Annotated in this window: 30 protein-coding genes and 1 pseudogene; 17 read left to right on the top strand and 14 right to left on the bottom strand. The window is 32.4% G+C overall.

The genetic code is table 11. From position 1 onward, the window contains the following. Positions 1–668, top strand: a 668-nt coding sequence (locus ACW9XH_RS08650; RefSeq protein ID WP_457760261.1) for a DUF5679 domain-containing protein, incomplete at its 5' end; no start/stop codon positions are given. 27 nt (positions 669–695) lie between these two features. Here ACW9XH_RS08650 and ACW9XH_RS08655 read toward each other — a convergent pair. Then, positions 696–1,187, bottom strand: coding sequence for a hypothetical protein (locus tag ACW9XH_RS08655; protein ID WP_457760262.1), 492 nt, complete (start codon positions 1,185–1,187; stop codon positions 696–698). Positions 1,188–1,501: 314 nt separating this feature from the next. Between ACW9XH_RS08655 and ACW9XH_RS08660 the strand changes: the two genes are divergently transcribed. Next, positions 1,502–1,711 carry a hypothetical protein gene (locus ACW9XH_RS08660; protein ID WP_457760263.1) on the top strand — a complete coding sequence of 70 codons (210 nt, stop codon included), beginning with the start codon at positions 1,502–1,504 and terminating at the stop codon, positions 1,709–1,711. Here ACW9XH_RS08660 and cyoE read toward each other — a convergent pair. The 4 genes and pseudogenes from cyoE to asd form a co-directional block, all read right to left on the bottom strand. Next, positions 1,706–2,635: a heme o synthase gene (gene cyoE, locus ACW9XH_RS08665; RefSeq protein WP_457760264.1), complete on the bottom strand. Its 930-nt coding sequence runs from the start codon at positions 2,633–2,635 to the stop codon at positions 1,706–1,708. The two genes, ACW9XH_RS08660 and cyoE, sit on opposite strands and share 6 nt — an antisense overlap. Positions 2,636–2,637: 2 nt before the next feature. Further along, complete coding sequence (locus ACW9XH_RS08670) at positions 2,638–2,886, bottom strand: Lrp/AsnC ligand binding domain-containing protein (protein ID WP_457760265.1); 249 nt, start codon at positions 2,884–2,886, stop codon at positions 2,638–2,640. Positions 2,887–3,012: 126 nt separating this feature from the next. Continuing rightward, positions 3,013–3,075, bottom strand: a pseudogene (locus ACW9XH_RS08675) (Lrp/AsnC family transcriptional regulator); the annotation flags it as partial. A gap of 101 nt (positions 3,076–3,176) precedes the next feature. Then, positions 3,177–4,253: an aspartate-semialdehyde dehydrogenase gene (asd, locus tag ACW9XH_RS08680; protein ID WP_457760266.1), complete on the bottom strand. Its 1,077-nt coding sequence runs from the start codon at positions 4,251–4,253 to the stop codon at positions 3,177–3,179. A gap of 83 nt (positions 4,254–4,336) precedes the next feature. Here asd and ACW9XH_RS08685 point away from each other — a divergent pair, with 83 nt between their 5' ends. From ACW9XH_RS08685 to ACW9XH_RS08705, 5 genes are read left to right on the top strand one after another with little or no spacing between them, the layout of a single operon-like run. Continuing rightward, positions 4,337–5,419 carry a pyridoxal phosphate-dependent aminotransferase gene (locus ACW9XH_RS08685; protein ID WP_457760267.1) on the top strand — a complete coding sequence of 361 codons (1,083 nt, stop codon included), beginning with the start codon at positions 4,337–4,339 and terminating at the stop codon, positions 5,417–5,419. After that, entirely contained in the window at positions 5,416–6,255 is an 840-nt protein-coding gene (locus tag ACW9XH_RS08690; RefSeq protein WP_457760268.1) for a cobyric acid synthase, read from the top strand. The genes ACW9XH_RS08685 and ACW9XH_RS08690 overlap by 4 nt, the downstream gene beginning before the upstream one ends. Continuing rightward, on the top strand, positions 6,252–7,223 hold the full coding sequence (locus ACW9XH_RS08695; RefSeq protein WP_457760269.1) for a cobalamin biosynthesis protein: 972 nt from the start codon (positions 6,252–6,254) through the stop codon (positions 7,221–7,223). Before ACW9XH_RS08690 ends, ACW9XH_RS08695 begins: the two co-directional genes overlap by 4 nt. Then, complete coding sequence (cobS, locus tag ACW9XH_RS08700) at positions 7,216–7,941, top strand: adenosylcobinamide-GDP ribazoletransferase (RefSeq protein ID WP_457760270.1); 726 nt, start codon at positions 7,216–7,218, stop codon at positions 7,939–7,941. The genes ACW9XH_RS08695 and cobS overlap by 8 nt, the downstream gene beginning before the upstream one ends. Further along, positions 7,938–8,522, top strand: a complete 585-nt coding sequence (locus ACW9XH_RS08705) for an NTP transferase domain-containing protein (protein WP_457760271.1) — start codon at positions 7,938–7,940, stop codon at positions 8,520–8,522. Before cobS ends, ACW9XH_RS08705 begins: the two co-directional genes overlap by 4 nt. Here the strand turns inward: ACW9XH_RS08705 and ACW9XH_RS08710 are convergent. Then, a complete protein-coding gene (locus tag ACW9XH_RS08710; RefSeq protein ID WP_457760272.1) occupies positions 8,505–8,702 on the bottom strand; it encodes a 30S ribosomal protein S27e in 198 nt (65 codons plus the stop codon). The two genes, ACW9XH_RS08705 and ACW9XH_RS08710, sit on opposite strands and share 18 nt — an antisense overlap. Continuing rightward, positions 8,699–8,980, bottom strand: a complete 282-nt coding sequence (locus tag ACW9XH_RS08715; RefSeq protein WP_457760273.1) for a 50S ribosomal protein L44e — start codon at positions 8,978–8,980, stop codon at positions 8,699–8,701. Before ACW9XH_RS08715 ends, ACW9XH_RS08710 begins: the two co-directional genes overlap by 4 nt. Positions 8,981–9,098: 118 nt before the next feature. Here ACW9XH_RS08715 and ACW9XH_RS08720 point away from each other — a divergent pair, with 118 nt between their 5' ends. From ACW9XH_RS08720 to ACW9XH_RS08735, 4 genes are all read left to right on the top strand, one after another. Further along, positions 9,099–10,814 (top strand): adenine deaminase, encoded by a 1,716-nt coding sequence (locus ACW9XH_RS08720; protein ID WP_457760324.1) that lies wholly within the window; start codon positions 9,099–9,101, stop codon positions 10,812–10,814. Between the two features lie 45 nt (positions 10,815–10,859). Next, positions 10,860–12,467 (top strand): thermosome subunit beta, encoded by a 1,608-nt coding sequence (gene thsB, locus ACW9XH_RS08725; protein WP_457760274.1) that lies wholly within the window; start codon positions 10,860–10,862, stop codon positions 12,465–12,467. Between the two features lie 44 nt (positions 12,468–12,511). Next, complete coding sequence (locus ACW9XH_RS08730; RefSeq protein WP_457760275.1) at positions 12,512–13,378, top strand: ROK family protein; 867 nt, start codon at positions 12,512–12,514, stop codon at positions 13,376–13,378. Between the two features lie 122 nt (positions 13,379–13,500). Further along, positions 13,501–14,091 (top strand): hypothetical protein, encoded by a 591-nt coding sequence (locus tag ACW9XH_RS08735; protein WP_457760276.1) that lies wholly within the window; start codon positions 13,501–13,503, stop codon positions 14,089–14,091. Here ACW9XH_RS08735 and ACW9XH_RS08740 read toward each other — a convergent pair. The 5 genes from ACW9XH_RS08740 to ACW9XH_RS08760 are packed head-to-tail and all read right to left on the bottom strand — an operon-like array spanning position 14,088 to position 17,596. Next, positions 14,088–14,348 (bottom strand): DUF2024 family protein, encoded by a 261-nt coding sequence (locus tag ACW9XH_RS08740; RefSeq protein ID WP_457760277.1) that lies wholly within the window; start codon positions 14,346–14,348, stop codon positions 14,088–14,090. The two genes, ACW9XH_RS08735 and ACW9XH_RS08740, sit on opposite strands and share 4 nt — an antisense overlap. A gap of 12 nt (positions 14,349–14,360) precedes the next feature. Beyond that, complete coding sequence (locus tag ACW9XH_RS08745) at positions 14,361–14,717, bottom strand: hypothetical protein (RefSeq protein ID WP_457760278.1); 357 nt, start codon at positions 14,715–14,717, stop codon at positions 14,361–14,363. Positions 14,718–14,725: 8 nt separating this feature from the next. Further along, the gene (gene guaA / locus ACW9XH_RS08750) at positions 14,726–16,249 is read right to left on the bottom strand and encodes a glutamine-hydrolyzing GMP synthase (protein WP_457760279.1); all 1,524 of its coding nucleotides are present in this window, start codon (positions 16,247–16,249) and stop codon (positions 14,726–14,728) included. Between the two features lie 4 nt (positions 16,250–16,253). Further along, on the bottom strand, positions 16,254–16,823 hold the full coding sequence (locus ACW9XH_RS08755; protein WP_457760280.1) for a hypothetical protein: 570 nt from the start codon (positions 16,821–16,823) through the stop codon (positions 16,254–16,256). A 35-nt stretch (positions 16,824–16,858) separates the two neighbouring features. Beyond that, entirely contained in the window at positions 16,859–17,596 is a 738-nt protein-coding gene (locus ACW9XH_RS08760) for a 6-hydroxymethylpterin diphosphokinase MptE-like protein (RefSeq protein ID WP_457760281.1), read from the bottom strand. Between the two features lie 33 nt (positions 17,597–17,629). Here ACW9XH_RS08760 and folP point away from each other — a divergent pair, with 33 nt between their 5' ends. The 5 genes from folP (at position 17,630) to ACW9XH_RS08785 (ending at position 22,903) form a co-directional block, all read left to right on the top strand. Further along, complete coding sequence (gene folP / locus ACW9XH_RS08765) at positions 17,630–18,481, top strand: dihydropteroate synthase (protein WP_457760282.1); 852 nt, start codon at positions 17,630–17,632, stop codon at positions 18,479–18,481. A 45-nt stretch (positions 18,482–18,526) separates the two neighbouring features. Then, the gene (gene guaB, locus ACW9XH_RS08770; RefSeq protein WP_457760283.1) at positions 18,527–19,957 is read left to right on the top strand and encodes an IMP dehydrogenase; all 1,431 of its coding nucleotides are present in this window, start codon (positions 18,527–18,529) and stop codon (positions 19,955–19,957) included. A 93-nt stretch (positions 19,958–20,050) separates the two neighbouring features. After that, positions 20,051–20,845, top strand: a complete 795-nt coding sequence (locus ACW9XH_RS08775; protein WP_457760284.1) for a hypothetical protein — start codon at positions 20,051–20,053, stop codon at positions 20,843–20,845. A 290-nt stretch (positions 20,846–21,135) separates the two neighbouring features. Continuing rightward, positions 21,136–22,362 carry a glycosyltransferase family 39 protein gene (locus ACW9XH_RS08780; RefSeq protein WP_457760285.1) on the top strand — a complete coding sequence of 409 codons (1,227 nt, stop codon included), beginning with the start codon at positions 21,136–21,138 and terminating at the stop codon, positions 22,360–22,362. Positions 22,363–22,435: 73 nt separating this feature from the next. Then, a complete protein-coding gene (locus tag ACW9XH_RS08785; RefSeq protein ID WP_457760286.1) occupies positions 22,436–22,903 on the top strand; it encodes a hypothetical protein in 468 nt (155 codons plus the stop codon). Here the strand turns inward: ACW9XH_RS08785 and pheA are convergent. Both pheA and ACW9XH_RS08795 read right to left on the bottom strand, forming a co-directional pair. Further along, the gene (gene pheA, locus ACW9XH_RS08790) at positions 22,900–23,715 is read right to left on the bottom strand and encodes a prephenate dehydratase (RefSeq protein WP_457760287.1); all 816 of its coding nucleotides are present in this window, start codon (positions 23,713–23,715) and stop codon (positions 22,900–22,902) included. The genes ACW9XH_RS08785 and pheA overlap by 4 nt on opposite strands. A 3-nt stretch (positions 23,716–23,718) precedes the next feature. Continuing rightward, positions 23,719–24,270, bottom strand: a complete 552-nt coding sequence (locus ACW9XH_RS08795) for an exosome complex RNA-binding protein Csl4 (protein ID WP_457760288.1) — start codon at positions 24,268–24,270, stop codon at positions 23,719–23,721. An 87-nt stretch (positions 24,271–24,357) separates the two neighbouring features. On the opposite strand from ACW9XH_RS08795, the gene ACW9XH_RS08800 reads away from it, so the two are divergent. Next, positions 24,358–25,434 carry a zinc-binding dehydrogenase gene (locus ACW9XH_RS08800; RefSeq protein WP_457760289.1) on the top strand — a complete coding sequence of 359 codons (1,077 nt, stop codon included), beginning with the start codon at positions 24,358–24,360 and terminating at the stop codon, positions 25,432–25,434. Positions 25,435–25,438: the final 4 nt, after the last annotated feature.

Below are 25,438 nucleotides of genomic sequence, written 5' to 3' on the forward strand. Positions count from 1 at the left end.
AATTACTACCTGAATCAATAACTGAACCAGAACCACCCTCAAGTCCTAGAGGTTCACTACCAAAAGATTCCGCAGAAGAACTTCCTCAAGAATTAGAATTACTACCTGAATCAATAACTGAACCAGAACCACCCTCAAGTCCTAGAGGTTCACTACCAAAAGATTCCGCAGAAGAACTTCCTCAAGAATTAGAATTACTACCTGAATCAATAACTGAACCAGAGGAAGAAGCTACTCCTGAACAATTATCACAGGTAAATGATATCCAAAAACAAATAGATGATCTAGAAAATATTATCTTTAACCAAAAATTATTTGATGATGAACCAGAGGAAGAAGCTACTCCTGAACAATTATTAAAAGTTAAGGAATTAGAAAAAAAGATTAAAGAATTAGAGTCTGTAGATGTTGAATATGAAACTATTCAAAAACTACGAAAACAAAATAAAAAACTTGATGATATAGAAAACAAACTTCACAATTCAGATAATGTTGAAATCAAAACTTCTAAAACTTCTTCACAAGAAGCCTATTGTGTTAAGTGTAAGGTAAAAAGACTTGTAAAAAATCCTGAAGAAACTATTATGAAAAATGGCAGACCTGCAATTAAAGGAATCTGCTCAGTATGTGATTGCAAAGTTTTCAGAATAGGTAAAATGAAAAAATAAAGTCTCGATATATGATAATAATCACATCTAACTTGATTGCCAAGTTTGATTGAATTTTTTGATAGCCTCTTGATATGCTGTTATTGAATCATCTCCAGAAGTCTTTAGAAATTTTTCCCACTGTTCATTGAATTTTTTAATTGATTCTATGTTAGTTTCTTTAAAGATATTTTCTACCATCTTTGTTTGTTGCTTAATGTATTCAGGACCGATCTCTTCCCAAGTGTTTTCCCAACTTGAACTGACTTTTTTTAACAATTCTGCATCTGATTCTAATGCTTTTTGGCATGCATCATGATATGTCATCAAAGTCTCATTAGTGGCTTTTTGCCACTGTGCAAGAGAATCCTTCCAACCACTTAAAGCAGAATTGTAGTCTTTCCAAGCTTTTTCAAATTCTGGTTTTTTTGATGAATTTGTAACTTGTTTTTTAGGTTTAGAAGCAGGTTTTTTTACTGACTTTTTAGGCGTATTTTTTTTCACCGTCTTTTTAGGAATGCTCTTTTTCTTGACTGCCACATTATATTTTAAAAATAGTAGATGATAAATCTTTCAACAATTTTATTATATCGAAATATTTGGGAGCACTAAAAATCAGATGCCTTGGAAAATATTGGATTGTGTTTTTCATCCTTATTTTTAAATAATTTAAAATGGTTTTTGCATAAATTTCGTGTCTCCTTAAAGCTGATTTGTACCGTCTCTATGGCTTTTTCTTTACACTCTGATATGCTGCATTGCATTAGAAAAAACATCTATTATTCACTAATAAAACTTTGAAATTATGTAATTACCAATGCTAACTTTTTATGATTGCATAATACCAAAAAATTATGGATGATGAAGAGAAAGGGAAACAATTTTTAAAATTAATTGATGATCAGAATAATATCCAATGGAAAATTGTTGCAAAATTGACTGCTCTAATTTCATCTGAATGGAACTCTGAAGAATTAAAAATTGAGATTAAAAATCTGGTAGAAAATCATTCTGAAATCACTAAAGAATTAAACAGCTTAGATGATAAAGGGAGTATTTTATAATGCAGAATCAACCATCAGTGCAATAAATAATACTGCCAAATATGGGCTGGAGAATTTAAACAATGTCCAGGCAGCTTTTTCCATTGGTTTAATCATTACCCATATTGATAATCCTAACATTAGTGCACCTGAAGCGATTGCAGTCCATAGATATACTGCTCCAACCATTTCTTCACCGCTTTGTGTTGTAATGAAAAATGGGGCAATTGAAAATAATACCATTACAACTGTTGAAACTGCAATAGCTCTTGCAGAAGTTTTTTCTGACTGCACTGCAGTTAACATTGGAACATTTACTTTGTTATAATCTTCTTTGAAATGCAAAGTAAGTGCCCAAATGTGCATTGGAATCCAAATGAACACTAGCCCTGCCATGACAAGACCCATTGTCCATAAATCAGACATACTTACTGCTACCCAACCAATCATTGGTGGTGAGCCTCCACATAATCCACCTAAAATTATGTTAGTTCTTGAATTCCGTTTTAAAACATATGAGTAAATTATGATGTTGTTTACTAATCCAAATGCAATGAAAGCAGTCGCCCACGCTCCTTGCTCCAATGTGGTTGTAAAAGAGATTCCAAATGCTAAAACTAATGAGATGCCTGCTAATACTAATCCAAAATTCCTTGCCTTTACTGCAGGATAGATTCTTTTTGATGGTAAAGGTCTGTCTTTTGTTCTTTCCATAATCGCATCGATATCTCTATCATGATAATTAGTCAAAGTATTTGCAGCTGCTGAACCAGCTGCGACAGAAAATAGCATCAAAAGCCAAGTGGCTGGAGATATTTCTATATCATAAATATTGGAAGCTGTTAATGCTGCACCAAATGCTGTAAAAACCAGTAAATACCAAATCTTTGGCTTTGTTAATTCATAATATACTGCTACTCTGGATTCTGACTTTTGCTTTTGCAATATCAGTCACTATCCTTTGATGGCATATATGGCATTGCTTTCATTCGTGATTTCATTTCAATAAATGATTCAGAAGATTGAATTCCTTCAATTCTACCGATTTTTTCAGAGACCATTTTATGCATTTGATCCAATGATTTTGAATACATTGTAACTAGAATGTCAAATCTACCTGTAACTTCGGCAACTTCTCTAACTCCATCAATTTTGAATAATTCTTCAATAATGTGATCTCGTTTTTTTGTATCCATATTGATTCCAGTTAATGCTTTTACAGTATATCCAAGCTCTTCATCATTAACAACAATTGTAAAACGCTCAATTAATTTTCTCTTTACTAATCGTTTGATTCTGGAATATACTACGGATGAGTTAACATTGATTTTTTTTGATAAACGAGGAACTGAAATTGAGGCATCACTGGATAATTCTGATAAAATTTGTAAATCTAGCTCATCTACTTTTACCGTTTAAAACACCTGAGTCGATCTAGATTTTTGGATCTTATAAAGTTATTATTGTAAAAATTGCAAAAAATTATCTAAATCTTGCCTTTTTTGTATAACATCTCTGCTAACAAAACTGCTCCTTTTGCTGAACCCATTTTTTTATTGTGGGAGAACAACATGTATTTCAAACCGTTATCAAATAATTCCTCTGTTTCAACTCTTCCAATCGTTGTAGTCATTCCATCTCCTACACCTCTTTCCATTCTTGGTTGAGGTCTAGTTGGATCTTCATGAAATGCATAGTATTTTTCAGGAGCAGATGGTAATCCAGCTACTGAAATATCTTTGTTGCATTGATCATAGGTATCTTTTGCTTTTATGGGATCAATTTTTTCTGTAGTTTCAACAAAAACTGATTCAGTATGACCGTCTATTACTGGGACTCTTGTACAAGTACAACTAATTCTAATATCTGCATCCACAATTTTCCCATCTTTTAGCTTGCCTAAAATTTTCCTTGTTTCTAATTTTACTTTACCTTCTTCTTTTGGAATATATGGGATGATATTATCAGTAATTCCCATTGCTGAAACGCCTGATTTTCCGCCACCAGATATTGCTTGCATAGAAGTCATCATGACTTTTTTTGCTCCATATTTTTCAAGTAATGGTTTTAATGTAATTGCTAACCCTGTTGTAGTACAATTTGGTAATGGTGCTACCCAACCTTTCCAGTTCCTATTCTTCTTTTGGGTCTCAAGCAATTCTGTTTGCTCATCATTAATTCCTGGAATCAGTATTGGGACATCGTCTTCATATCTATAAGCAGAACTAGTAGAGATAACTGGCAAATCTGCAGCCATTTTAGTTTCAATAGCTCTAGCTGCTTCTGATTCTACTGCTGAAAACACTAGATCCAATTGAGAAACATCTAACTCATCAACTGATTTAACTGTCATTTCTTTGATGTATTCTGGAATTTCCCCTCCTACATCCCATGCTACAATTCCACTTGCATCTTTAATTGAATCAAGATATTTTTTTCCTGCTGAACGTGAAGATGCGGCAATTTGAGTAACTTCAAACCATGGATGATTATTTAATGACTGAACAAATTCTTGACCAACAGAACCTGTAACTCCAATTATTGCCACTCTTTTTTTACTCATGTTTTCTTTATTGATCGCTTTCAACTAATAATCGTTTTCTGGATTACCAAAACATACTAAATCGGCTAATTCTATTTGGAACTGTGAAAATAAGAACAAAATCATCAATTCGTAGACATGTACCTGTGGTTCACGGTGGAAGGAACTCTTCACAAAGTACTGACTCACAAATTATTGATTTTAGCTCAAATGTATCCCCTATAGGAACGCCATCATCTGTCAAAAAAATTCTCAAAAAAAACATTGAAAATATCAAACACTATCCAGATTTTAGTTCATCAACAGTAATTTCAAGCCTGAAAAAATATACGAACTTGGAAAGATCAAATCTCATAGTTGGGAATGGGGCAATTGAGATACTTTATAATTTTTGTTTTTCATTTTTATCTAAAAAAACTAAAGTGTTGATTCCAATTCCAACTTTTCAAGAATATGAAACAGCAGCTAAACTCAACGAATGTAAAATTTCATATTTCAAAACTATGAATTTATCTGAAAATCTAGATATTTTTATTTCAAAAATCCCAAAAAAAGGCTGTGTATTCATTTGCAATCCTAATAATCCTACAGGGCAACTATTATCAAAAAACCAATTACTTCAAATAATTATAAAAGCAAAAAAACTATCTACAATTGTATTTGTAGATGAATGTTTTATAGAAATGGTTCCAGAATCAAATGAATCTGTAATATCTTATGTTAAAAAATACAAAAATCTTTTTGTTTTACGTTCTCTGACAAAATCATTTGCATTACCTGGAATTCGTATTGGATATGCAGCAGGTTCAAAAGAAATGATTAAAATTTTACAAAAAATAAAAATTCCATGGAGTGTAAATTCATTAGCTCAAGATGCAGCAAATACATCTCTTAAAAATAAATCTCATCTTATTAAATCAAACTTTGTAATCAAAAAAGAACTAAATTATTTAACAAGTAAAATTAGTGAATTAAATGGATTTGATTGCAATTATTCTTCAACAAATTTTATTCTAATAAAAACAATAAAAGATTCAACTCAATTACAAAAGAAATTACTTGAACATAAAATCTTAGTTAGAGACTGTAAAAATTTTAGAGGATTAAACAATCATCATATTAGAATTGCCGTTAAATCCCATAAAGACAATCTAAAACTTGTAAAAGCATTGGAGAAGATAAAATGAAATCTTTGATGATTCAAGGTACTTCATCTGGAGCTGGAAAAACAACATTGGTTGCAGCTCTTTGCAGAATTTTTTCTGATAAAGGTTACAGTGTCGCACCTTTCAAATCCCAAAATATGTCAAATTTTTCATATGTTACGCCTGAATTTGAGATATCTCGTGCTCAGGCGATTCAGGCTATTGGTTCACGATGTAAAATTACTCCAGATCTAAATCCAATTTTATTAAAACCAATAGGAAATTACAACAGCATTGTATATCTAAACGGAAAACGATACAAGAAAATGCATGCAAAAGAATACTATGAAAAATTTGTAAATCACAAAGGCATTGAAGTTGCAGTAAAATCTCTTAAAATATTACAAAAAAATTATGATTTAGTTGTTTTAGAAGGTGCAGGATCTCCAGCTGAAATCAATTTACAAAAATTTGATATTGCAAATATGAGGATTGCTCACAAAGCAAACGCTGCTGTATTGTTGGTTTCAGATATTGACAAAGGTGGTTCTTTTGCAAGTCTTGTTGGAACGATGGCTTTAATTGAAAAAAAATATCAAAAATTAGTAAAAGGTTTCATCTTTAACAAATTTCGAGGAGATTTGGATGTACTGAGACCTGGATTTGAAAAACTCAAAAACATTACAAAGATCCCAGTTATTGGCACTGTTCCGTTAATACCCTTAGACTTGCCAGAAGAAGATTCTCTTAATTCTACTCCTAAAAATATTAAATGGACTAAGAAAAATATTTCAAAAATTGATGATGAATTAAATAAATTGGCAAAAACTGTCAAATCTAATGTTGATATAAAATCTATTGAGAAGATGCTACAATGATTATTGAATCTTTTTTTGTAATTGGTTTAGCTATTTTACTTGATTTTAAATTTGGAGATCCTAAAAATAAATATCACCCTACATCTTGGATTGGAATTTTAATTGCCAAACTCACTCCTATGGCAAAAAATGAACATCCTTTGATAGAAAAATTTGGTGGTATCTGTGTTGTTACAATTACTTCTGGTTTGGTAATTTCATTACTTTTTGCATTAAATATTGGAATAACTTTGATAACCATTGATTATGTTTCATTGATTGTTTCTGTAATTCTTGGTGGATTATTACTAAAAACTACCATTGCCATTAATGGAATGGAAAAACATGCAAAATCTGTTTTGCAATCCTTGGATGAGGAAAATCTCGATATGGCTCGAAATCATCTGTCTATGATTGTTAAGCGAAATACTAAGAATCTAGACGAGAATCATGTACTTTCAGGCGTACTTGAAAGTATTAGTGAAAACACAGTTGATGGGATAACTGGACCATTGTTTTACTATGCACTTTTTGGACTGCCTGGAGCATTTGTATACCGTGTGATTAATACCGCAGATTCGATGATTGGGTACAAGACTGATATTTTTAAAAATATTGGTTGGTTTGCAGCAAATTGTGATAGTATTCTAAATTACATTCCCTCTAGACTAACAGGATTGGTAATGATTCTCTCTGCTGCTATTTTACAAAACAATTGGAAAGAATCTTACAAAATAATGATCAGAGATGGTAAAAAAACTGAGAGTCCTAATGCTGGATATCCTATGGCTGCTTTAGCAGGAGCTCTGGAAACAAAATTTGAAAAAATCAATCATTACAAACTAGGTGATGGTGAAATGATTCTAACAAAACAACATGTGCATTCTGCAATATCTATTATGAAACTTACTTCGATACTTTTCTTTGGAATAATCGCTATTCCAATAATTTCCATTTTATCTTTTGTAGGATGGTGGATACATGTTTAAAGAAATTGGATCTGTTTTTTCATTTTTGACGATCTTCCCATCATCAAATGCTTCGTTAGATAATATTGCAAAATACATGTTCATGTTCCCCATTGTTGGAATTGCTATTGGACTTTTAATTGGTTCATTAGGTTTTGGTTTGTCTTTTTTCTTAGAACCATTGTTAGTTAGCTTGTTAGTAGTTGCATCTATTGCAATAGTCACTGGAATACATCATGCAGATGGTTTGGCTGATTTTGCAGATGGATTGATGGTGAAAGGTTCAAAAGATAAAAAACTCAAAGCCATGAAAGATCTTTCTACTGGTTCAGCAGGTATTGTTGCAATTGTATTGTACATTATTGGTTTGATAGTCACTATTTCTCTTACCAGTGGATTTGATTTGTTTAAGGCAATTTTGATTAGTGAAATTTTAGCGAAATTTTCAATGGTTTTGATGGCTAGTTTGGGAAAATCAGCTTCGTTAGGCTCAAATTCTCCATTTGTCGAATTTATGAAAGACAAGAAAAAGCTTTCAGCAGCATTTCTCATTATGCTTATCCCTGTAATTGTAATTGGTGAAACTACAGGTTTGATAATGCTTGGTGTGACTGTTGTTTTAACCATGTTTCTTTTAGCTCTATCTACTCGTAGTTTTGGTGGAATTACCGGTGATGTTCTCGGATCTACTAACGAATTTACTCGATTAGCTTCTTTGATGGTGTTTGTTTCAATATGATTGGACTTGTTATGGCTGGTGGTAAAGGTACTAGAATGAATTTGGATGATGAAAAATTATTACTCAAATTTAAAAAACCTGTTATTCTTCATGTAATTGATTCACTAAAAAATTCAAAATCTTTTTCAAAAATTCTAGCTGTTACCAGTTGCAATTCTCCTAAAACAAAAAAACTATTAGAAGAAAATGATGTTGAAACTTTTGACACTTCAGGAATTGGTTATGTTGAAGATCTAAATTCAACACTAAAAACTATACATGATCATGTTTTAGTCACTTCTGGCGATTTACCATTGCTTGATGAAGAAATAATTAAAACAATAGCTAATCAATTTGATCCTAAAAAAACTTGGACTAGTATTCTTGTGACTAACAAATTTTTAACCACACTTGGTCTAGAGTCTGATTTCTCTGTTGATTTTAACGGCCAAACATGTCATTACACTGGAATTTCTTTAGTTAATTCAGAAAAAATTTCTTCTATGGAAAGCTTAATTGAAAATTATATCATAATTGATGATAAGAGAATCGCATTTAATCTAAATTCTAAACAAGATTATGATTTACTCAGCACTGCCTGAAATCTTGCCATTGATTTGGGCTTTGGATCCAGTTGGTTCTGAAATGGCATTTCCACAGGAATTGCATGCAATTTGTGTTGATGCATGTGAATAAACTATTTGCAATTCACCACATTCATTGCAATTGACTTTTTGAAACTTGCTAGATGGCTTTGGAATTTCAATATGATCTTTCTTCATGCTGCTACCAACTCAAATTTCTTAATTCTAACGCCTTTTTTATTGTATTTCTTTTTACAAACAGTACATGTCATAAGAGGAGTAACTTTCTTTGTAACTTTGGCTGGTTTTGCTAATTTTGGGAATTTTTGTCCACCATATCCCTGTTTACGTTCTGCATGTCTACGCTCACCTGCTGCAGAACCTCTTCTTTTTCCAGCCTTGTAAATGGAGACCTTTTGTTCGGTATGTGTTTTGCATTTTGCACAATACTTTCTGATCACCTTAGGAATGTTCATATCAACAAAACCTCTTCAACCGTAATTTAAGCATTGAATCTATAATAGGCGCAAAAACCAATTAAAAGAAGTGACTTCGAGCCTAGCAAATTCGATCTTGTCCCTTAACTCTGTAGCAATGGGTGATAAGAAAGCCGATCTGATTTTAAAAAATTGCAATTTACTGTCTGTCTATACAAGAGAAATAATTCCAAAAATTCAGATTGCTATTATCAATGACAGAATTGCCTATGTTGGTCCAGATGCAACACATACTGTTGGTCCAAAAACTATTGTAATTGATGTAAAAGAAAAATATGCCAGTCCTGGTTTTGCAGATCCGCATTTACACATTGATCAATTCGTCTTACCATCTGAATTTGTAAAAAAGGCTTTACTTTGTGGTGTAACTTCTCTATTTTCTGATCCTATTGATATAGTAAGTGTGGGAGGGTATCGGGGTTTTCAAGAATTTTTAAAACTTGGTGAGAATACCCCAATCCGGATTTTCCAAGTAGTTCCAGGCGGTCTTCCAGTAGATGCAAAATTTAGTAGTAGTAAATCATTATCATTATCTCAAGAAAAATCTGCAGTGAAGCATCCACATGTACTTGGATTAGGTGAAGTTTTTTCTTGGACTAAAGTTACTTCACGTGAACCAAAAACAATGAAATCACTTTCATCAATGTTGGAATGTGATTGCATAATTAATGGACATACTGCTGGTGCAAGTGAGAAAAAACTCAATGCATATGTCTCATCTGGAATCTTATCTTGTCATGAACCAATAAATTTTGATCAAGTTTTAGAAAGATTACGTCTTGGAATGTGGATAATGATCAGAGAGGGTTCTATTAGACGTGATTTAAAGGAAATAATTCCACATGTTTTGTCTCATGGAACATATCTTAATCGCTTAATGTTCTGTTCTGATGGTCTTGATCCACTTGATATGTCTAAATTTGGTCATATAGATCACTGCATAAGAGAATCAATCAAACTTGGTCTAACCCCAATAGATGCAGTTACTATGGCATCAAAGAACAATTTTGATTATTATAATATGGGAAAAGATCTTGGTGGTATTGCTCCTGGAAAATTAGCAGATATTTTAATTTTTGATGATTTAAAATCATTCAAACCAAACAAAGTCTTTGTTGGAGGCAAACTTGTAGTATCTAATGGACAAATAGTCGCACCAATTAAGAAACAAATAATCCCGTCTTGGATTAAAAAAACTGTAAAATTAAAAAAATTCTCTGAAAATGACTTTGTTATAAAATCAAAAAAGAAAGATGTTATTGCAAATACCATCTACATGCAAACTGAAATTATTACAAAGATAGGCTCTGCCGAACTTCATTCTAAAGATGGCCATGTATCATCTTCATTAGATTCTGATATTTGGAAAGTTGCAGCATTTGATAGAGTTCATGGGACTAAGAAACATTCTATGGGATTTCTTGAAAATTTTGGCGCAGACATTGGTGCATTTGCCTCAACATGGAGTTTTCATGAAAATGACATGATCGTAATTGGATCAAATGATTCTGATATGGCAATTGCTTCAAATCATCTTATCAAGAATCAGGGTGGTCTGGTTGTAGTCAAATCTGGAAAGATTGCTGCTTCACTACCTTTGCAGTTTGGTGGGATTATTTCTACGGATTCTTTTGAAAAAGTTTCATCTAATTTTGAAAAAATCAATAATACTATTGTGGATTCAGGTTCTAAATTTTCTAGACCACACTTGATTCCGTTATTCCTGCCTTTTCTGGCACTACCGTCTGTTAGAATTCTTTCTGGTGGAATTGTTGATGTGAAAAAACGCTGTTACATTTCACCGATCTACTAAGTAAATGTTAAAAAGGGGGATTCAGTGGATTGAAGCTGAATCTAAATGGCATCAATTCAACAAGGACCTAATGGACCAGTTTTAGTTCTCAAAGAGAGTGCATTACAGCAAAAAGGTAAAGATGCTCAACAAAATAATATTGCTGCAGCAAAACTAGTCGCACAATTAGTTAGAAGCAGTCTTGGACCTAGAGGATTAGATAAAATGTTAGTTGATTCCTTAGGTGATGTTACTATTACAAACGATGGTGCAACAATTTTAAAAGAAATTGATGTTCAGCATCCTGCAGCCAAAATGATGGTTGAAATTTCTAAAACTGTAGATAATGAAGTAGGAGATGGTACAACATCTTCTGTGATTTTTGGGGGTGCATTATTGGCCAGAGCTGAAGACCTTCTTAACAAAGATGTTCATTCTTCAACTATTATCGATGGATATCAAGCAGCAGCTGATAAAACACTTGAAATTTACTCTGATATGGCAAAGAAAATTCAGCCTGATGATAGAGCATCTCTATTAAAAATTGCTACAACAAGTATGCAATCAAAATTAATTTCTGAAGATAGCACATTCCTTTCCAAAATTATCGTTGATGCTGTTCTTAGCATTGCAACAAAGAAAGGTGATGCTTATTCTGTTGATCTTGAAAATATTAAAGTAGAAAAGAAAGCTGGTGGCTCAATTGATGATACACAAATTATCAAAGGAATTGTTTTAGATAAAGAAATTGTCCATAGTGGAATGCCTACAAAAATTGAAAATGCAAAAATAGCATTACTTAATTCAGCATTAGAAATTGAAAAAACTGAACTAAGTGCAGAAATCAGAATTACTGATCCAACTCAAATGCAGATGTTCTTAGAAGAAGAAAATAGAATGCTAAAATCTATGGTTGATAAGTTACATGATGTAGGAGCCAATGTTCTAATCTGTCAAAAAGGAATTGATGATATTTCACAACATTATCTTGCAAAGTATGGTATTATGGCAGTTCGTCGTGTCAAAGAGAGTGATATGATTAAACTTTCTAAAGCCACAGGGGGACGTGTAATTAGTAATCTTGATGATCTTTCAGAAAATGATCTTGGTATTGCAAATTTGGCTCATCAAAAGAAAGTTGAATCTGACAAATGGGTCTTCATTGAAGGTTGCAAACATCCACAATCCGTCACAATGTTGATTCGTGGTGGTACACAAAGAGTAATTGATGAAGTTGATCGTTCAATTCATGATTCTTTAATGGTTGTAAAAGATGTTATTGAAAAACCAGCAATCGTAGCTGGCGGTGGCGCACCTGAAGCATTTGCAGCCTCACTTCTCAAAGATTGGGCTGATAATTTTGATGGACGAGAACAACTTGCAATTAAAAAATATGCAGAGGCATTAGAAACAATTCCACTTACAATTGCTGAAAATGCTGGAATGGACCCAATTGATACAATGGCTAATCTTAGAGCAAGACAAAATCAAGGTCAAAAATGGACTGGCATTGATGCTAGAAATATGAAGATTGCAGATATGATGGCAATTAACGTCGTAGAACCAATTGTAGTTAAAGAACAGATTATCAAATCTGCAACTGAAGCTGCATGCATGATTCTTAGAATCGATGATGTTATCGCCGTATCTGGTGCCCCAGGCGGAATGGGATAAAATCTTAGTCAAAGCTTAAGCGTTTTAATTTCTGTAAATAATTGATGTACAAACTTGGTGTTGATTTAGGTGGCACTAAAACTGAAGCAGTTCTTCTAGATGTAAATTTTAACGTCATTAAAAGAAAAAGAATTCCAACACCCAAAGATGATTACCAAAAAATTCTAAATTCTATGTCATCTTTAATTATGGAAATATCTGAGGGCATATCTGATTATTCTTTAGGAATTTGCACACCTGGAGCAATTTCTAAGCAAACTGGTTTGATTAAAAATAGTAATACACAATGCTTGATTGGAAAATCATTAAAGGCAGATCTAGAAAATAAACTTGGGAAAAAAATTTCTATGGAAAATGATGCAAATTGTTTTGCGATGGCAGAAGCAACATTAGGTGCTGCTGCGGATTTTGATTTAGTTTTTGGTGTTGTACTTGGAACTGGTATTGGGGGCGGAATAGTGATTAATAAAAAACTCCATACTGGAAGAAGTAACATTGGTGGTGAGTGGGGCCATCATACCTTGCATCGTAATGGAAATCAGTGTTATTGTGGTAAAACTGGATGTGTGGAGACGTACATTAGCGGTCCGTCACTAGAAAGTCATTGGACCCAACTAACCGGAAAATCCCAACATTTACCTGAAATTCTTACTGATGTTGATAATGAATATTGGGAAAAATGGAAAAATGAATTTGTAGAAAATTTTGGATATGGTCTTGCAAATGTTATTGATATTTTGGATCCTGATGCAATTGTTTTAGGTGGTGGTTTATCAAATATTGATTTTTTGTATACTGAAGGAAAAGAATCTGTTTATGATAAAGTATTTTCTGATTTAATCGATACTCCTATTTTGAAAAATAAATTGGGTGATTCTGCAGGTGTTTTTGGTGCATGCATGCTTGAATGATATTTCCAAATTGGAATCTACTTGTCAAAAAACTTGTCCATTATAGATATATTCAATCTAATTTAATGAATTTTAGATAAAAATTGATTTCAAAAATAATACTTGGATTTTTCTCAATAGCAATGTTATTTCAAATAAATTCCATTTATGGTCTTGATGAATTGCCTATTGTCACTATAGATTTTATCTCTGGAACCATTATTGATCTTGATAAAAATCCTCAAATGATTAGAGCCGATATTCAAATTCAAAATTATGATCCACAACATGGTTACCACTTTATGGAGATTACTAGATTAAGTGATGGGGAAATTCTCAAAACCACTGAAATTTTACCTAAAGTTATAAACGATAATCTATTTGGAGTTCAAATATTACATTATCTTGAACCTGGTGATTTTGAAACAAACATTGTAGGTGAATATGGGTTGAGAGTTTTTTCTGAATTTGGTCCAACATCTGCTTCATCAACATTTTCTATAATTCAATCTAGCAAGCCTGTAATTGTTACTCAAAATATTGAGGAATCTGAAGTGGAAGTTGAATTAGAAAAAGAAGTTCAATTATTACAGATTGAAAATCCAATAGAATCTAAAATACCAACTTGGGTTCATGACATTTTTGTATGGTATGCAGAGGAAACAATTTCAGAAAATGAACTATTATCTGCAATAGAATATTTAATTTCTGAAAAAATTATCAATGTGAGTTAATTTGGACATCCTTCCATCTTTGAAATAGAATAGCCATCAGTCATGATTTCAATCTCCATGTCTTCTGGTACTGACTGTGTATGACAAAACTTGCATTCATTTGTAGTTACTGTGGATGATTCCTCCCCGATAGATTTTAGCCATTCTTTAGCATAGGATATTGCTTTTTCTATATCGCTTGTGTCTGTGACTACATCAAAATGCATTGTATGGCCATCTTTTGCCTTTACATATGTATCAAAAACATGAAAATCCATACTGATCACAATTTATGATGAGTGCTTATTTTTAATTGTTAGAATTTTTTCAACAATTGTATTTACATCTGCATTTAATTCAACACTAGTTAAAATTAATCCTGCCCCCCCAATTGGAATTGTTACTCGATAAATTTTTTCATATTTAGCTAATGCATAAATTGGTTTTCCAATCTTATCTGCAGTTTTTTTACGTGTAGACCAACGGTACACTGCTTGAGATAATGATAATTCAGTTTCCTCTCTTGATAGATGGCTTTTCAATCCTGGTCTCATTTTTTCATACAGCTCTCCGAAATCATACATTCCAACATACCGAATATCTTTATCACACTCTAAAATCTCGTCACAAATTTTTTCATATTCCATTTTAATCACTATTGAGGTTCAATGGTTGCAGGTGGTTTGCTTGAAATAGTATATGTGACCCAAGTAACATCTTCAATCTCATTTGTTATTCTATTGCTCATTTTTTCTAATAATCCATGTGGCAATCTTGTCCAATCTGCAGTCATGGCATCTACTGAATCTACGACTCTGATCATGACTATGTTCCCATATCTACGTTCATCTCCGACAACTCCTACTGCTCTGTCATCTCCTACTGCAGCGTATGCTTGCCATACTTTTTCATACAAACCTGCTACCATCAACTCTTCTTCTACAATCTTACTTGCAACTTTACAAATTTCCAGTTTTGTTGGAGTTATTTCTCCAATTATTCTAACTGATAATCCTGGACCTGGAAATGGATGTCTCATGAAAAGCTTTTCTGGAACTTGAAGAATTTTTGCAATTTTCCTTACTTCATCTTTATACAAATCTCTTAGCGGCTCTAAAATTTCTAAATCAAGCCAATCTGGTAGTCCGCCTACATTATGATGAGATTTGATTACTGCTGCAGGCCCTTTTGATACGCCGCTTTCAATTACATCTGGATATAGTGTACCCTGAGCTAACCATTTGAAAGGACCGCTGTTTTTAGCAAAATCTGTAAAAACATGAATAAATTCTTCTCCTACAATCATTCTTTTCTTTTCAGGGTCTTCTACTCCTTTGAGTTTTCCAAGAAATTGATCAGCAGCATTAATTGAGGTAAAATCTACTTTGAAATTGTCTTTGAACATATCTTCAATTTCTTTTTCTTCGTTTAATCGTAACAACCCATTATTTACAAAAACACACTTTAGCCTATCTCCTATTGCTTTGTGAATTAACAATGCTACTACTGTTGAATCTATGCCTCCGCTTACTCCGCAAAGTACATTTCCGTCAATTTTTGAAATTTTCTCAACAGCTGTATCGATAAAACCCTCCATGGTCCAATCTTGTTTTGCACCACAAACCTTCAAAACAAAATTCTTTAGAATTTCTGTACCTTGTTCTGTGTGTACCACTTCAGGATGAAATTGAATACCGTAAATTGATTTTTCCTCTGATGCAATTGCTGCTGCTTTTGCGCCTTCGGTGTGGCCTATTACTTTGAAACCTTCAGGAATTTCCTCTGCTTCATCACCGTGACTCATCCATGCTCTAACTGATTCACCAATTCCGTTTAGGAGATCCTTATCATTGTCAATTGTTAGTAATGATGAACCATATTCTTTGTTTGCTCTTTTCACTTTACCTCCAAATTTGTTAACAATCAATTGATGACCATAACAAATTCCAAGAAGTGGTAAATTCATATCAAAAATTTTATTTTCTGGTATTGGAGCATCTGAACTATAAACACTTGATGGACCTCCAGAAAAAATTATTCCTGTAGGATTTAGTTTTTGTAATTCCTCATAACTAATGTCATATGGAACCAGTTCTGCATAAACTGAAAATTCTCTAATTCTTCTGCAAATTAAATGGCTGTATTGAGAACCAAAATCTAAAACTACAATTTTGTCCATACTATCACTTGTTTATGTTCTCAAGCATTCTAGTTAGTGACCATCCTGCTGTGTTAATTAACTCATTTACTCTTTCTTTTTGCCTATAATTTTTAATTATGATTTCTCTAATGTCTGCGCCATTTTTGTTAACAATATAATCAATCACTGATTCTTTTTGGATTTTTCCATTTTCTGCCTCTGCAACATCCTTCTTTTTCATTTCTCCAATTATTCTATCTAAAAAGAATGATTTGAAAGGTGGGGTATCTGCATTAATTATAATTTCATTATCTAAAACTATGGAAACCTGATCTGGTGTGACAAATGCATTGGCGATAATTTTACCATCATTGACTCTTTTAATTGGAATTGAATTTTCCACAGGTTTTTCTATTATTTCCGGTTTTGGTTCAATCTCTTTTTTTATTTCTATTTGAGAAGCTTTAGTGAAACTAGATCCTTTTAAGAACAAGTCTAAAACTGTAATATTTTTTTCTAGCATTTCTATCCCTTCCTGGTGTTTGTCAATTTGCTCGATCAAACTTTCCTTTAAAGCAACGATCTCTTTTACTTGCTCTTCTGAGAATTTCATGATTTGATTAATCATGAATGGGTATTAAATGCATTCTAGGTAATTATGATATCCATCTCTTTGTATGATATTTTTTTAAATCCTTCAATTGGCTTTGATGTGGTGAACAATTCTGCCTTTGTAAATGTGGATAGCCATTTCAAAAGAGATTCGCCTCTTTTTAATTTCATCAATTTTATTTTCCTATCTGATCTTTTAGTTTCTGAATATTTTCCAATCCGTTCTCCAAAATCCATTCCTATCAAAATAATTTTTTTTGCTTGGAAATGATTAGCTAGAAAAACTCCTCTATCTCCATCTGTAAAACCACCAAAATTTTCTATTTTACCAAAAGGCGATGATTGTGTTGTTCCAATATAATTTTTAAATTTCTTTACAAATTCTAATTTTTCTATGTTATCACCATGTGCGTGTACCACAAAGATGGATTTAGTTTTTCCAATTTTTTCAAGCGTATTTACATCTCCATCTAAATCTGTTACAATAATGTCTGGTATGATGCCATTTTCTACAAGTGGTTTTATCGAACTATCTGCAGCGATTTTGACAATTTTTTTATAATTTTTTAATTTTGGAATGGCAGATGTCAAAGATGGTCCAGAACCAATCACCAAAACTGTTTTTCCTTTGATTAAACTGATGATTTTTTCATTAACCTCAGTTTTTTTTAAAATTGAATTTAAAATAATGGCTGATTCTTTGTCCTTTTTTTCACTATACTTGAATTCTTTTAAAATCTCACGGTATCTCTTTTCCCAACCTATAATCATCATATCACTCAAATTGCATTAGATTTGATAAATCATGTGGCAAAAATTGGGAACGTAGGTGTAGGTGGAAAGAATCCTGTACGAATAATGGGAATTCTAAATACTAGTCCTGAGTCATTTTACAAAAAGTCTGTTATTACTAGCAAAATCCACATAAAAAATACTGTTAAGATGATGGAGGATCAAGGTGCAGACTTTGTTGATGTTGGAGGTATGTCAACTGCACCATATCTATCTACATCAGTTTCAGAAAAAATTGAGTCAAAGAGAATTCAAAATGCAATTAAAATCATTCAAAATTTTACAAATCTTCCAATATCTGTTGATACTTGTAGAGCAAAAGTCGCAAAAGATGCTTTAGAGTATGGAATTGAAATAATTAATGATATTTCTGGATTAAAATATGATAAAAAAATGCAAGAAGTCATTTCAGAATACAGTCCCTCTTTAATTTTATGTGCGTATAATTCAAAAATTGTTTATGGGAATCCTGTTACAGTAACTAAGAAATTATTGCAAGATAGCTTGAAGATAGCAAAAAAATCACATGTTTCTTCTGAAAAAATCGTGTTAGATCCTGCTATTGGGTTTTTTAGAAAAACTGGAAAAGGACCATTTTTTACAAAAATTAAATCAGACTGGTTAGAGAGAGATCTATCTATATTAAAAAATCTAAATTCAATCAAACAAAATTACCCCCTTCTGATCTCTGTTTCAAATAAATCATTCATAGGAAAAATTTTGGGAAAAGAAAATCCAAGCGATCGATTATTTGGCTCTATTTCTGCAGAAGTAATATCTGTATTACATGGAGCTGATATTATTCGTACACACAATGTAGAGGCTACTAAAGATGCCGTAACGATCGCCTCTAAATTATCAAAATAACACAAAGGCTTATAATCAATATTTTACTTTCTTAACAAGGTTTCATTGGAATTCAAAGAAGGATTAACATTTGACGACGTTCTCCTTGTACCAAAATATTCTGATATTACTAGCAGAAGTCAGACCGATCTATCTACAAAATTATCTCGAAATATTACAATCAACATTCCTTTTGTGAGTGCAAATATGGATACAGTGACAGAATCTTCTATGGCTGGAGCAATGGCTCGTGCTGGAGGGATTGGAATTATTCATAGATTTTTGACAATTAAGGAGCAAGCAAGTGAGGTTCTAAAAGTCAAAAGATCTGGAAGTGTAATGATTGAAAATCCATATTCAATATCTGCAGACAAGTCAATTGAATATGCTATGGATTATGCACAAGATAAAGAAATTTCAGGCCTCTTAGTTGTTGATTCTAATTCAAAACTAATAGGAATTGTAACTGAAAGGGATTTATTATTTGCAAATAAATCTAGTAAAATTCAAGATGTTATGACAAAGGATGTAGTCACAGCAAAAATGGGTGTAACTTTAGACGAATCTAAAGAAATTTTACATAAACACAGAATTGAAAAATTACCTATAGTTGATGATTCAGGAATCATCAAAGGCTTGATTACAAGTAAAGATATAACAAATAATGCAGATTTTCCAAACGCATCTAAAGATAAGAAGGGAAGACCACTAGTTGGCGCTGCAGTTGGAGTTAAAGGTGACTTTTTAGAAAGAAGTGAATCTCTTTTGGAAGCAGGTGTAGATGTACTTGTAGTTGATATTGCTCATGGACATAGTGAAAACGCAATCAGTACAGTTAGGAATATCAAAAAAGCATTCCCAAACTGTGAATTAATTGCAGGAAATATTGCAACTGCTCAAGGAGCTGAAGACTTGATTAAAGCTGGTGTAGATGCTGTAAAGGTAGGTGTAGGTTCTGGTTCAATTTGTATTACTAGAGTAATTACTGGCTCAGGTGTTCCTCAATTAACTGCAGTAATGGATTGTGCTAAAGTTGGCAAAGATCACGGCATTCCAATAATTTCTGATGGAGGAACTAGAACTTCAGGTGATGCAACTAAAGCTTTAGCTTCTGGTGCTTCAACTGTTATGGTTGGCAGTATGCTTGGCGGAACTGATGAATCCCCTGGTACAGTTTTGACTAAAAATGGAAAACGATTCAAAGTTTATCGAGGCATGGCATCATTAGCGGCATCAATAGGCAGAAAATCTAAAGAGACAGGTTCAATTTCACTTGATGATGATCTTAATGATTATGTTGCAGAAGGAGTTGAGGCAATGGTCCCATACAAAGGAACTGTAACTGATATTCTAAAACAACTAACTGGTGGCGTACGCTCCGGATTGAGTTATTGTGGAGCACATACAATTCTGCAAATGCAAGAAAATGCAGAATTTATCAAAATGTCAAGAGCAGGATTTGCAGAAAGCCAGCCTCATGATGTCTCTTTGATGTAAATACTTTAAAATTCAATTATTATAAAAAATAATTAAACAGACATGAAAATAAAATTTCCCATTTACATAATTATTGTTATTGGTGTGTTTGTTATGATTTTCCAGTTTTTTCCATACGATAAATTTGAAAATGATGATCAATTTTCAAATGAAATTAGAAAAACCCCATTAGATACTCCTTCACTTTTTAATATTTTTGGCTTTGAGGATCAGTTTGAAATTATAGATGGAAAAAAAACATGGATAAATGTACAATTTGAATTAAATCCTAAAAATAATGAATTGTATGAAAAGCTAAGATACATTCCTAATGAAAATACTATTGTCATATTTCCAATTTTTACTTCAGTAGCATACAATGAACCTGGATTTTATACATATTATAGAGGAGAATGTGATGAAGAATGTCTAACACTTGAAATTCCAAAAGAATCTACTCTGAATTTCTTTTCAAGCGGTAACGGATTTCAAATATTAAAATTATTGGGATATGAAAGCATATCTGATATTGAGGTAGATCAAAACCCTGATATTCTTAAACGATATGAAAAAGTAATTTTATTACATAATGAATATGTGACCAAAAAAGAATTTGATGCAATCACAAATCATCCAAATGTTGTTTACTTGTATCCTAATGCACTTTATGCTGAAATTAAGGTAGATTATAACAATAATTTAATGACTCTTCATAGAGGCCATAACTTCCCTGAATTAGAAATAAGGAATGGGTTTGATTGGAAATTTGACAATAGTCATCTAGAATATAATACAGATTGCACGGATATGGGATTTGATAAAATTGACAATGGTTGGATGCTAAATTGTTATCCTGAACGCGCTATTCATCAAAGTAAGGTTTTACTCGAGATGATTAAGAAATTTTAGATAATCTGATTTTTAGATCTTAACAAAAAATACTGGGGTTATCAACTAACAGTAAAAAAATTCTACATATGTAAAAAGTTAGTAATGATTAGAATTATGATTTAAAGTTAATATGAGTAATTTTAATATTAAATTTATTGGAAATTTTACAATTTCTATCTGAAAAATTACAAAAGATTACCATTTTACATATTATTTTTACATCCTTTTCAATTCACATGTTTGTAATATCTCATCCAAACTTTGAGGTGTTGGATGAAGTATTTTTTACAACTTTTATGAGGTGGTTCATGTTGGGAATTGATCATACGCCATATCAACTTCCAGGATTATCTTTTATTGTTTCTCCATTCGTCTATGTGTTTGGGGACAACTGGGCATCATGGAGGTTTCCAATAGTAATACTTGGAATGGTTTTTTTGTATTTTTATTATAAAGTAGTTGAACATATCTCAACTAAAAAAATTGCATTAATAACGAGCATAATCATGGCATTCAGTCCTGTAATTTTTGTATCTTCGTCACTGATGTTAAGAGACATGCCCGTTATGGCAATAGGTTTTTTCTCAATCTACTTGTATTTTAAACAAAAATACTATTTTGCAGCATTATTCATAGGATTATCGGCATTAATCAAAGAGACAGCGATATTTTTTGTTATATTCATTGCAATATATCATTGTCTCCATAACCGAGAGGAATTTGTCTTAGCTGTCAAAAATATACAAAAACATAGTTTCAAATTTATCAAAACTCCACTGATTTCTTTGTTGATAATGACTACTGCGTTTTTAATTCCCCTAATGATTTATGACAACACCATAACTGTTTTGGAGTATTCTACAAGATTTCCAGAATATTTTACTGTAAATGAAAATTTTGATCCTGGTGTCATGAGATTTGATATCTTGAGGAGTACTACTGAAATATATCAAAAACCTGTTGAACAGTTTAACTATGTATCTCAAGTAACTGACCCCATACATCATTTACAGGTTATATTCACCAAGGGATATTATACACAGCAGGAAGTCAGCACCAATGAATTCATTGCGTCATTTCTCCCAATTTCAAGTGGTAAAACCGTTCATAATATTACATATGGTTATGATAAAACATACATTGATGATGAAGGAATCGAGAGACATCAAAAAGAATACTCAACTTTGTGGGTTCAGTCTATAATCAACTATACTTGGTGGCATATTGGTTTTTGGAGTTGTGTTGTGTTGATAGGTTACGCAATTTTTCAGAGAGTTAAAAATAAAATTTATGTTTCTAAGGATGTAATTTTTATTATTTCCGGATTTAGTTTCTTTATACCCTATTTGATAATAGATGTGTTGAGAGACACTTTTGCATATTATATGATATATTTTTTACCAATAATGGGGGCGGGATTGACAACCATTATCTATAAAATTCCAAATAAAACAATACGTTTCTTAGTGTTTGCAGCGTTTCTCTTAGCAATTATAGGTAATTTTTTGTATATATTCCCAATGTGGGGATTTTAACTAAAACCATTTCATTATTGATTTCACATGCCTTTCCGGTAATTTTTTAAACAGTATCAAGAGTAATTTCAATGTGCTTTCTAAAAGAACTATTATTGGTATGATTGTTGGAAGTGCAATTATTGCAATTGGAGGATATTCTTTACTTACACATATTGGACCACTTACAGTTAATGAAGATTATACAGTAGCTGTAGGTGATTCAATGTCATATACAATTCCTGCACCTAATCACACTCCTCAATCCATGAAGATTATGGGTGATGCTTTTGATCTAAAACTTGCAAGTCCTGGAGCAGGATTACAGATTCCAATCACTTCATACAAAAATGAATTGAAATTAGATTGGACTCATTTAGAAGATGGGGAAACTAAAATCCTAATTCAAAACACCGGCAGTTCTGAATTATCTGTTACTGGAACATTAATTCGAAGTTCTGATCCTGTTTGGTTCACTTATGATCTAATGGTAATTACCTCTGGAATGGTAATTATTGGATTTAGTATGGGCTTTACATTGCGAAAGCCTAAAGGATTTTAGTTTAATTTTGCAGAAGGATAGGATCCCAATGTTTTCATAAATAGTGTTTCTTGTTTTATTTTCTCTAGCATTTCTGAAATTTTGGAATTATTTTGATGCCCTTCAAAATCTACATAGAAATTATACTCCCAAGTATTTGTCTTTGTAGGCCTTGATTCAATTTTTGTTAGATTAACATTGTTTCTGTGAAAATTCTCTATTATTCTAAATAATGAACCTGGTTCATGTTTTATTGAAAAGATTATTGATGTTTTGTCATTACCTGTTTCAGAATTACTCTCTTTTGATAGAATTAAAAATCTTGTATAATTATTGAGATTATTTGCAATATTATCTAAAATTATGGGCATGCCATAAATTTTTGCTGCATCCTTGCTGGCAATACATGCACAATTTTTTTCATTTAATTCTTTGACCATCTTCACACTTCCCGCAGTATCGTATGCAGGAATTGTTTTCATGTTGTGTTCTTCAATAAATTTTCTACATTGACCTAAAGCTTGTGGATGTGAATATACTGTATCTATCTCATTAATTTTGCCAGTTCCAATCAAACAATGTTCAATTCTATGATAAATTTCCCCTGTTGCATTTAGAGATGTCAAATACAACAAATCATAACTTTCACCAACACTTCCTTCCAAAGAATTCTCTACTGGTAATACTGAATACTGTGTTTTATCCCTAGAAGTACTTTCCAGTACATCTGCAAATGTTGCATGGGGTATAGTTTCAATTTGTTCCTTGAAAAATGATCTTGCTGCGGCTTCACTATAAGCACCTCGTTCACCTTGGAACGAAACTTGAATCATTTCTTAACCTCTTAAATTTACGAAATCAGTATTTCCAAAGTTTGCAGAAAGTTTTCTCTCATCAATCCATGCGCAGTCTGTACATTTTATTGCATCGCGCATTGCAACAACTTTACCTCCACATTTTCTGCATTTGGTAAATAAAACTCCTAAATTTGGTTCACTAATTGACGCATGAATGGTACCGTTTAGATGACTAATAATTTTTAGTGTAACAATGTCATTGACTAGTGCAATATTTCTAATTCTCAAATTACGTGTTCCACAAATACATTCAACTTTTGATGTAGTTGGTTTTCCATTGATATAATCAATAGAAACTGCAATCATTGATGACATGACTGCTGCAACTGTTCCAATAATGATGTCTCCTACATTGGGAATGGATAGGAGTTTTGGATGTTTTACATTTACGGTCCTTGATTCCTTATCAATATCTTTTACTCCAACAGTTGCTGCTCTGACCATATCTCCATCGTCAAAAGCGTTATGCCCTGCCTCGTATTCTTCAATAGATGCTATTTTGTCACCTGGAAATATTGTATTTTCAGACATATTGAGAATTCTGCTTTTATGATTATAATTGTTTGTGGTTTAATGGATCTTGATAAATCATATATCTTCAAAAATTAGATAAAAATCATGAAAGCCTTGGTATATGATCAATATACTATTGATGATGATTTTTCTAAAATCTTAAAAATTAAAGAAATTCCAATCCCTGAACCAAAATCTAACGAAGTCATAATTAAAGTAAAAACTGCTGCTCTAAATTATGATGATATTTGGGGAATGAGAGGTAAGCCATTGGCAATTCCGTTACCTCATATTTCTGGAACTGATGCGGCTGGTGAAGTAACAGCTATTGGTAGTGATGTTAAAAATATCAAAATTGGCGATAGGGTTGTCTCACATGGAAATATGTCGTGTAGAGTTTGTAGAGCATGTACTGATGGTAGAGAATTTGATTGCAGACAACGAACCATCTGGGGTTTTGAAACAGGACCTCTTTGGGGCGGATATTGTGAATTTACACATCTTCCAGAAGTCAATGTTGTAAAAATCCCAGAAGGTGTTTCATACGATCAAGCAGCTGCCGCATCAATGACTTTGTTAACTTCATGGCATATGCTAATTGGCAGAGCAAAAATTCAACCAGGACAAGTAGTATTGATTATGGGAGGTAGCTCTGGAGTTGGAAATTATGGGATTCAAATTGCAAAACTTTTTGGATGTACTGTAATTGCTACTGCCAGCCCTGATAAACTAGATAAATTATTGGAACTAGGAGCTGACTATGCTGTAGACCATAGAAAAGAAGATTGGCATAAAGAAGTAAGATCAATTGCTAAAAAAATCCCTAAACCCTTTGGAGATGTACCTGGAGTTGATGTTATTTTTGAACATATTGGTGGCACTCATTGGAACAAAGAACTTACTTTACTAAATTATGGTGGAACTATTGTAACAACTGGTGCAACAACAGGATATGATGCAAAAACTGATTTACGTCATATTTTTTTCAAAGGAATCAACATCTTAGGTTCTACTCAGGGAACTAGGGCTGAATTAGAACAAGGTCTGTATTGGATGTCACAAGGCAAAATTAAGTCTATTATTGATTCTATATATTCACTAGAAGATGCTGCAGAGGCTCATACAAAAATGCTTAAAGGTAAAGGTCTGTTTGGAAAAATCCTGATCAAACCAGGATCTTAATGAT

The organism is Candidatus Nitrosopumilus sp. bin_32a (assembly GCF_054095935.1).

Bases quoted from the DNA above. Each gene is read 5' to 3' on its own strand.
- asd (WP_457760266.1), bottom strand. From the start codon at position 4,253: ATGAGTAAAAAAAGAGTGGCAATAATTGGAGTTACAGGTTCTGTTGGT.
- ACW9XH_RS08735 (WP_457760276.1), top strand. From the start codon at position 13,501: ATGTTATTTCAAATAAATTCCATTTATGGTCTTGATGAATTGCCTATT.
- ACW9XH_RS08715 (WP_457760273.1), bottom strand. From the start codon at position 8,980: ATGAACATTCCTAAGGTGATCAGAAAGTATTGTGCAAAATGCAAAACA.
- ACW9XH_RS08705 (WP_457760271.1), top strand. From the start codon at position 7,938: ATGATTGGACTTGTTATGGCTGGTGGTAAAGGTACTAGAATGAATTTG.
- ACW9XH_RS08710 (WP_457760272.1), bottom strand. From the start codon at position 8,702: ATGAAGAAAGATCATATTGAAATTCCAAAGCCATCTAGCAAGTTTCAA.
- ACW9XH_RS08775 (WP_457760284.1), top strand. From the start codon at position 20,051: ATGATTTTCCAGTTTTTTCCATACGATAAATTTGAAAATGATGATCAA.
- guaA (WP_457760279.1), bottom strand. From the start codon at position 16,249: ATGGACAAAATTGTAGTTTTAGATTTTGGTTCTCAATACAGCCATTTA.
- ACW9XH_RS08780 (WP_457760285.1), top strand. From the start codon at position 21,136: ATGTTGGGAATTGATCATACGCCATATCAACTTCCAGGATTATCTTTT.
- ACW9XH_RS08695 (WP_457760269.1), top strand. From the start codon at position 6,252: ATGATTATTGAATCTTTTTTTGTAATTGGTTTAGCTATTTTACTTGAT.
- ACW9XH_RS08690 (WP_457760268.1), top strand. From the start codon at position 5,416: ATGAAATCTTTGATGATTCAAGGTACTTCATCTGGAGCTGGAAAAACA.
- ACW9XH_RS08800 (WP_457760289.1), top strand. From the start codon at position 24,358: ATGAAAGCCTTGGTATATGATCAATATACTATTGATGATGATTTTTCT.
- cobS (WP_457760270.1), top strand. From the start codon at position 7,216: ATGTTTAAAGAAATTGGATCTGTTTTTTCATTTTTGACGATCTTCCCA.
- ACW9XH_RS08660 (WP_457760263.1), top strand. From the start codon at position 1,502: ATGGATGATGAAGAGAAAGGGAAACAATTTTTAAAATTAATTGATGAT.
- ACW9XH_RS08740 (WP_457760277.1), bottom strand. From the start codon at position 14,348: ATGGATTTTCATGTTTTTGATACATATGTAAAGGCAAAAGATGGCCAT.
- ACW9XH_RS08795 (WP_457760288.1), bottom strand. From the start codon at position 24,270: ATGTCTGAAAATACAATATTTCCAGGTGACAAAATAGCATCTATTGAA.
- ACW9XH_RS08760 (WP_457760281.1), bottom strand. From the start codon at position 17,596: ATGATGATTATAGGTTGGGAAAAGAGATACCGTGAGATTTTAAAAGAA.
- ACW9XH_RS08720 (WP_457760324.1), top strand. From the start codon at position 9,099: ATGGGTGATAAGAAAGCCGATCTGATTTTAAAAAATTGCAATTTACTG.
- ACW9XH_RS08730 (WP_457760275.1), top strand. From the start codon at position 12,512: ATGTACAAACTTGGTGTTGATTTAGGTGGCACTAAAACTGAAGCAGTT.
- ACW9XH_RS08670 (WP_457760265.1), bottom strand. From the start codon at position 2,886: ATGGATACAAAAAAACGAGATCACATTATTGAAGAATTATTCAAAATT.
- ACW9XH_RS08755 (WP_457760280.1), bottom strand. From the start codon at position 16,823: ATGAAATTCTCAGAAGAGCAAGTAAAAGAGATCGTTGCTTTAAAGGAA.
- thsB (WP_457760274.1), top strand. From the start codon at position 10,860: ATGGCATCAATTCAACAAGGACCTAATGGACCAGTTTTAGTTCTCAAA.
- pheA (WP_457760287.1), bottom strand. From the start codon at position 23,715: ATGATTCAAGTTTCGTTCCAAGGTGAACGAGGTGCTTATAGTGAAGCC.
- ACW9XH_RS08745 (WP_457760278.1), bottom strand. From the start codon at position 14,717: ATGGAATATGAAAAAATTTGTGACGAGATTTTAGAGTGTGATAAAGAT.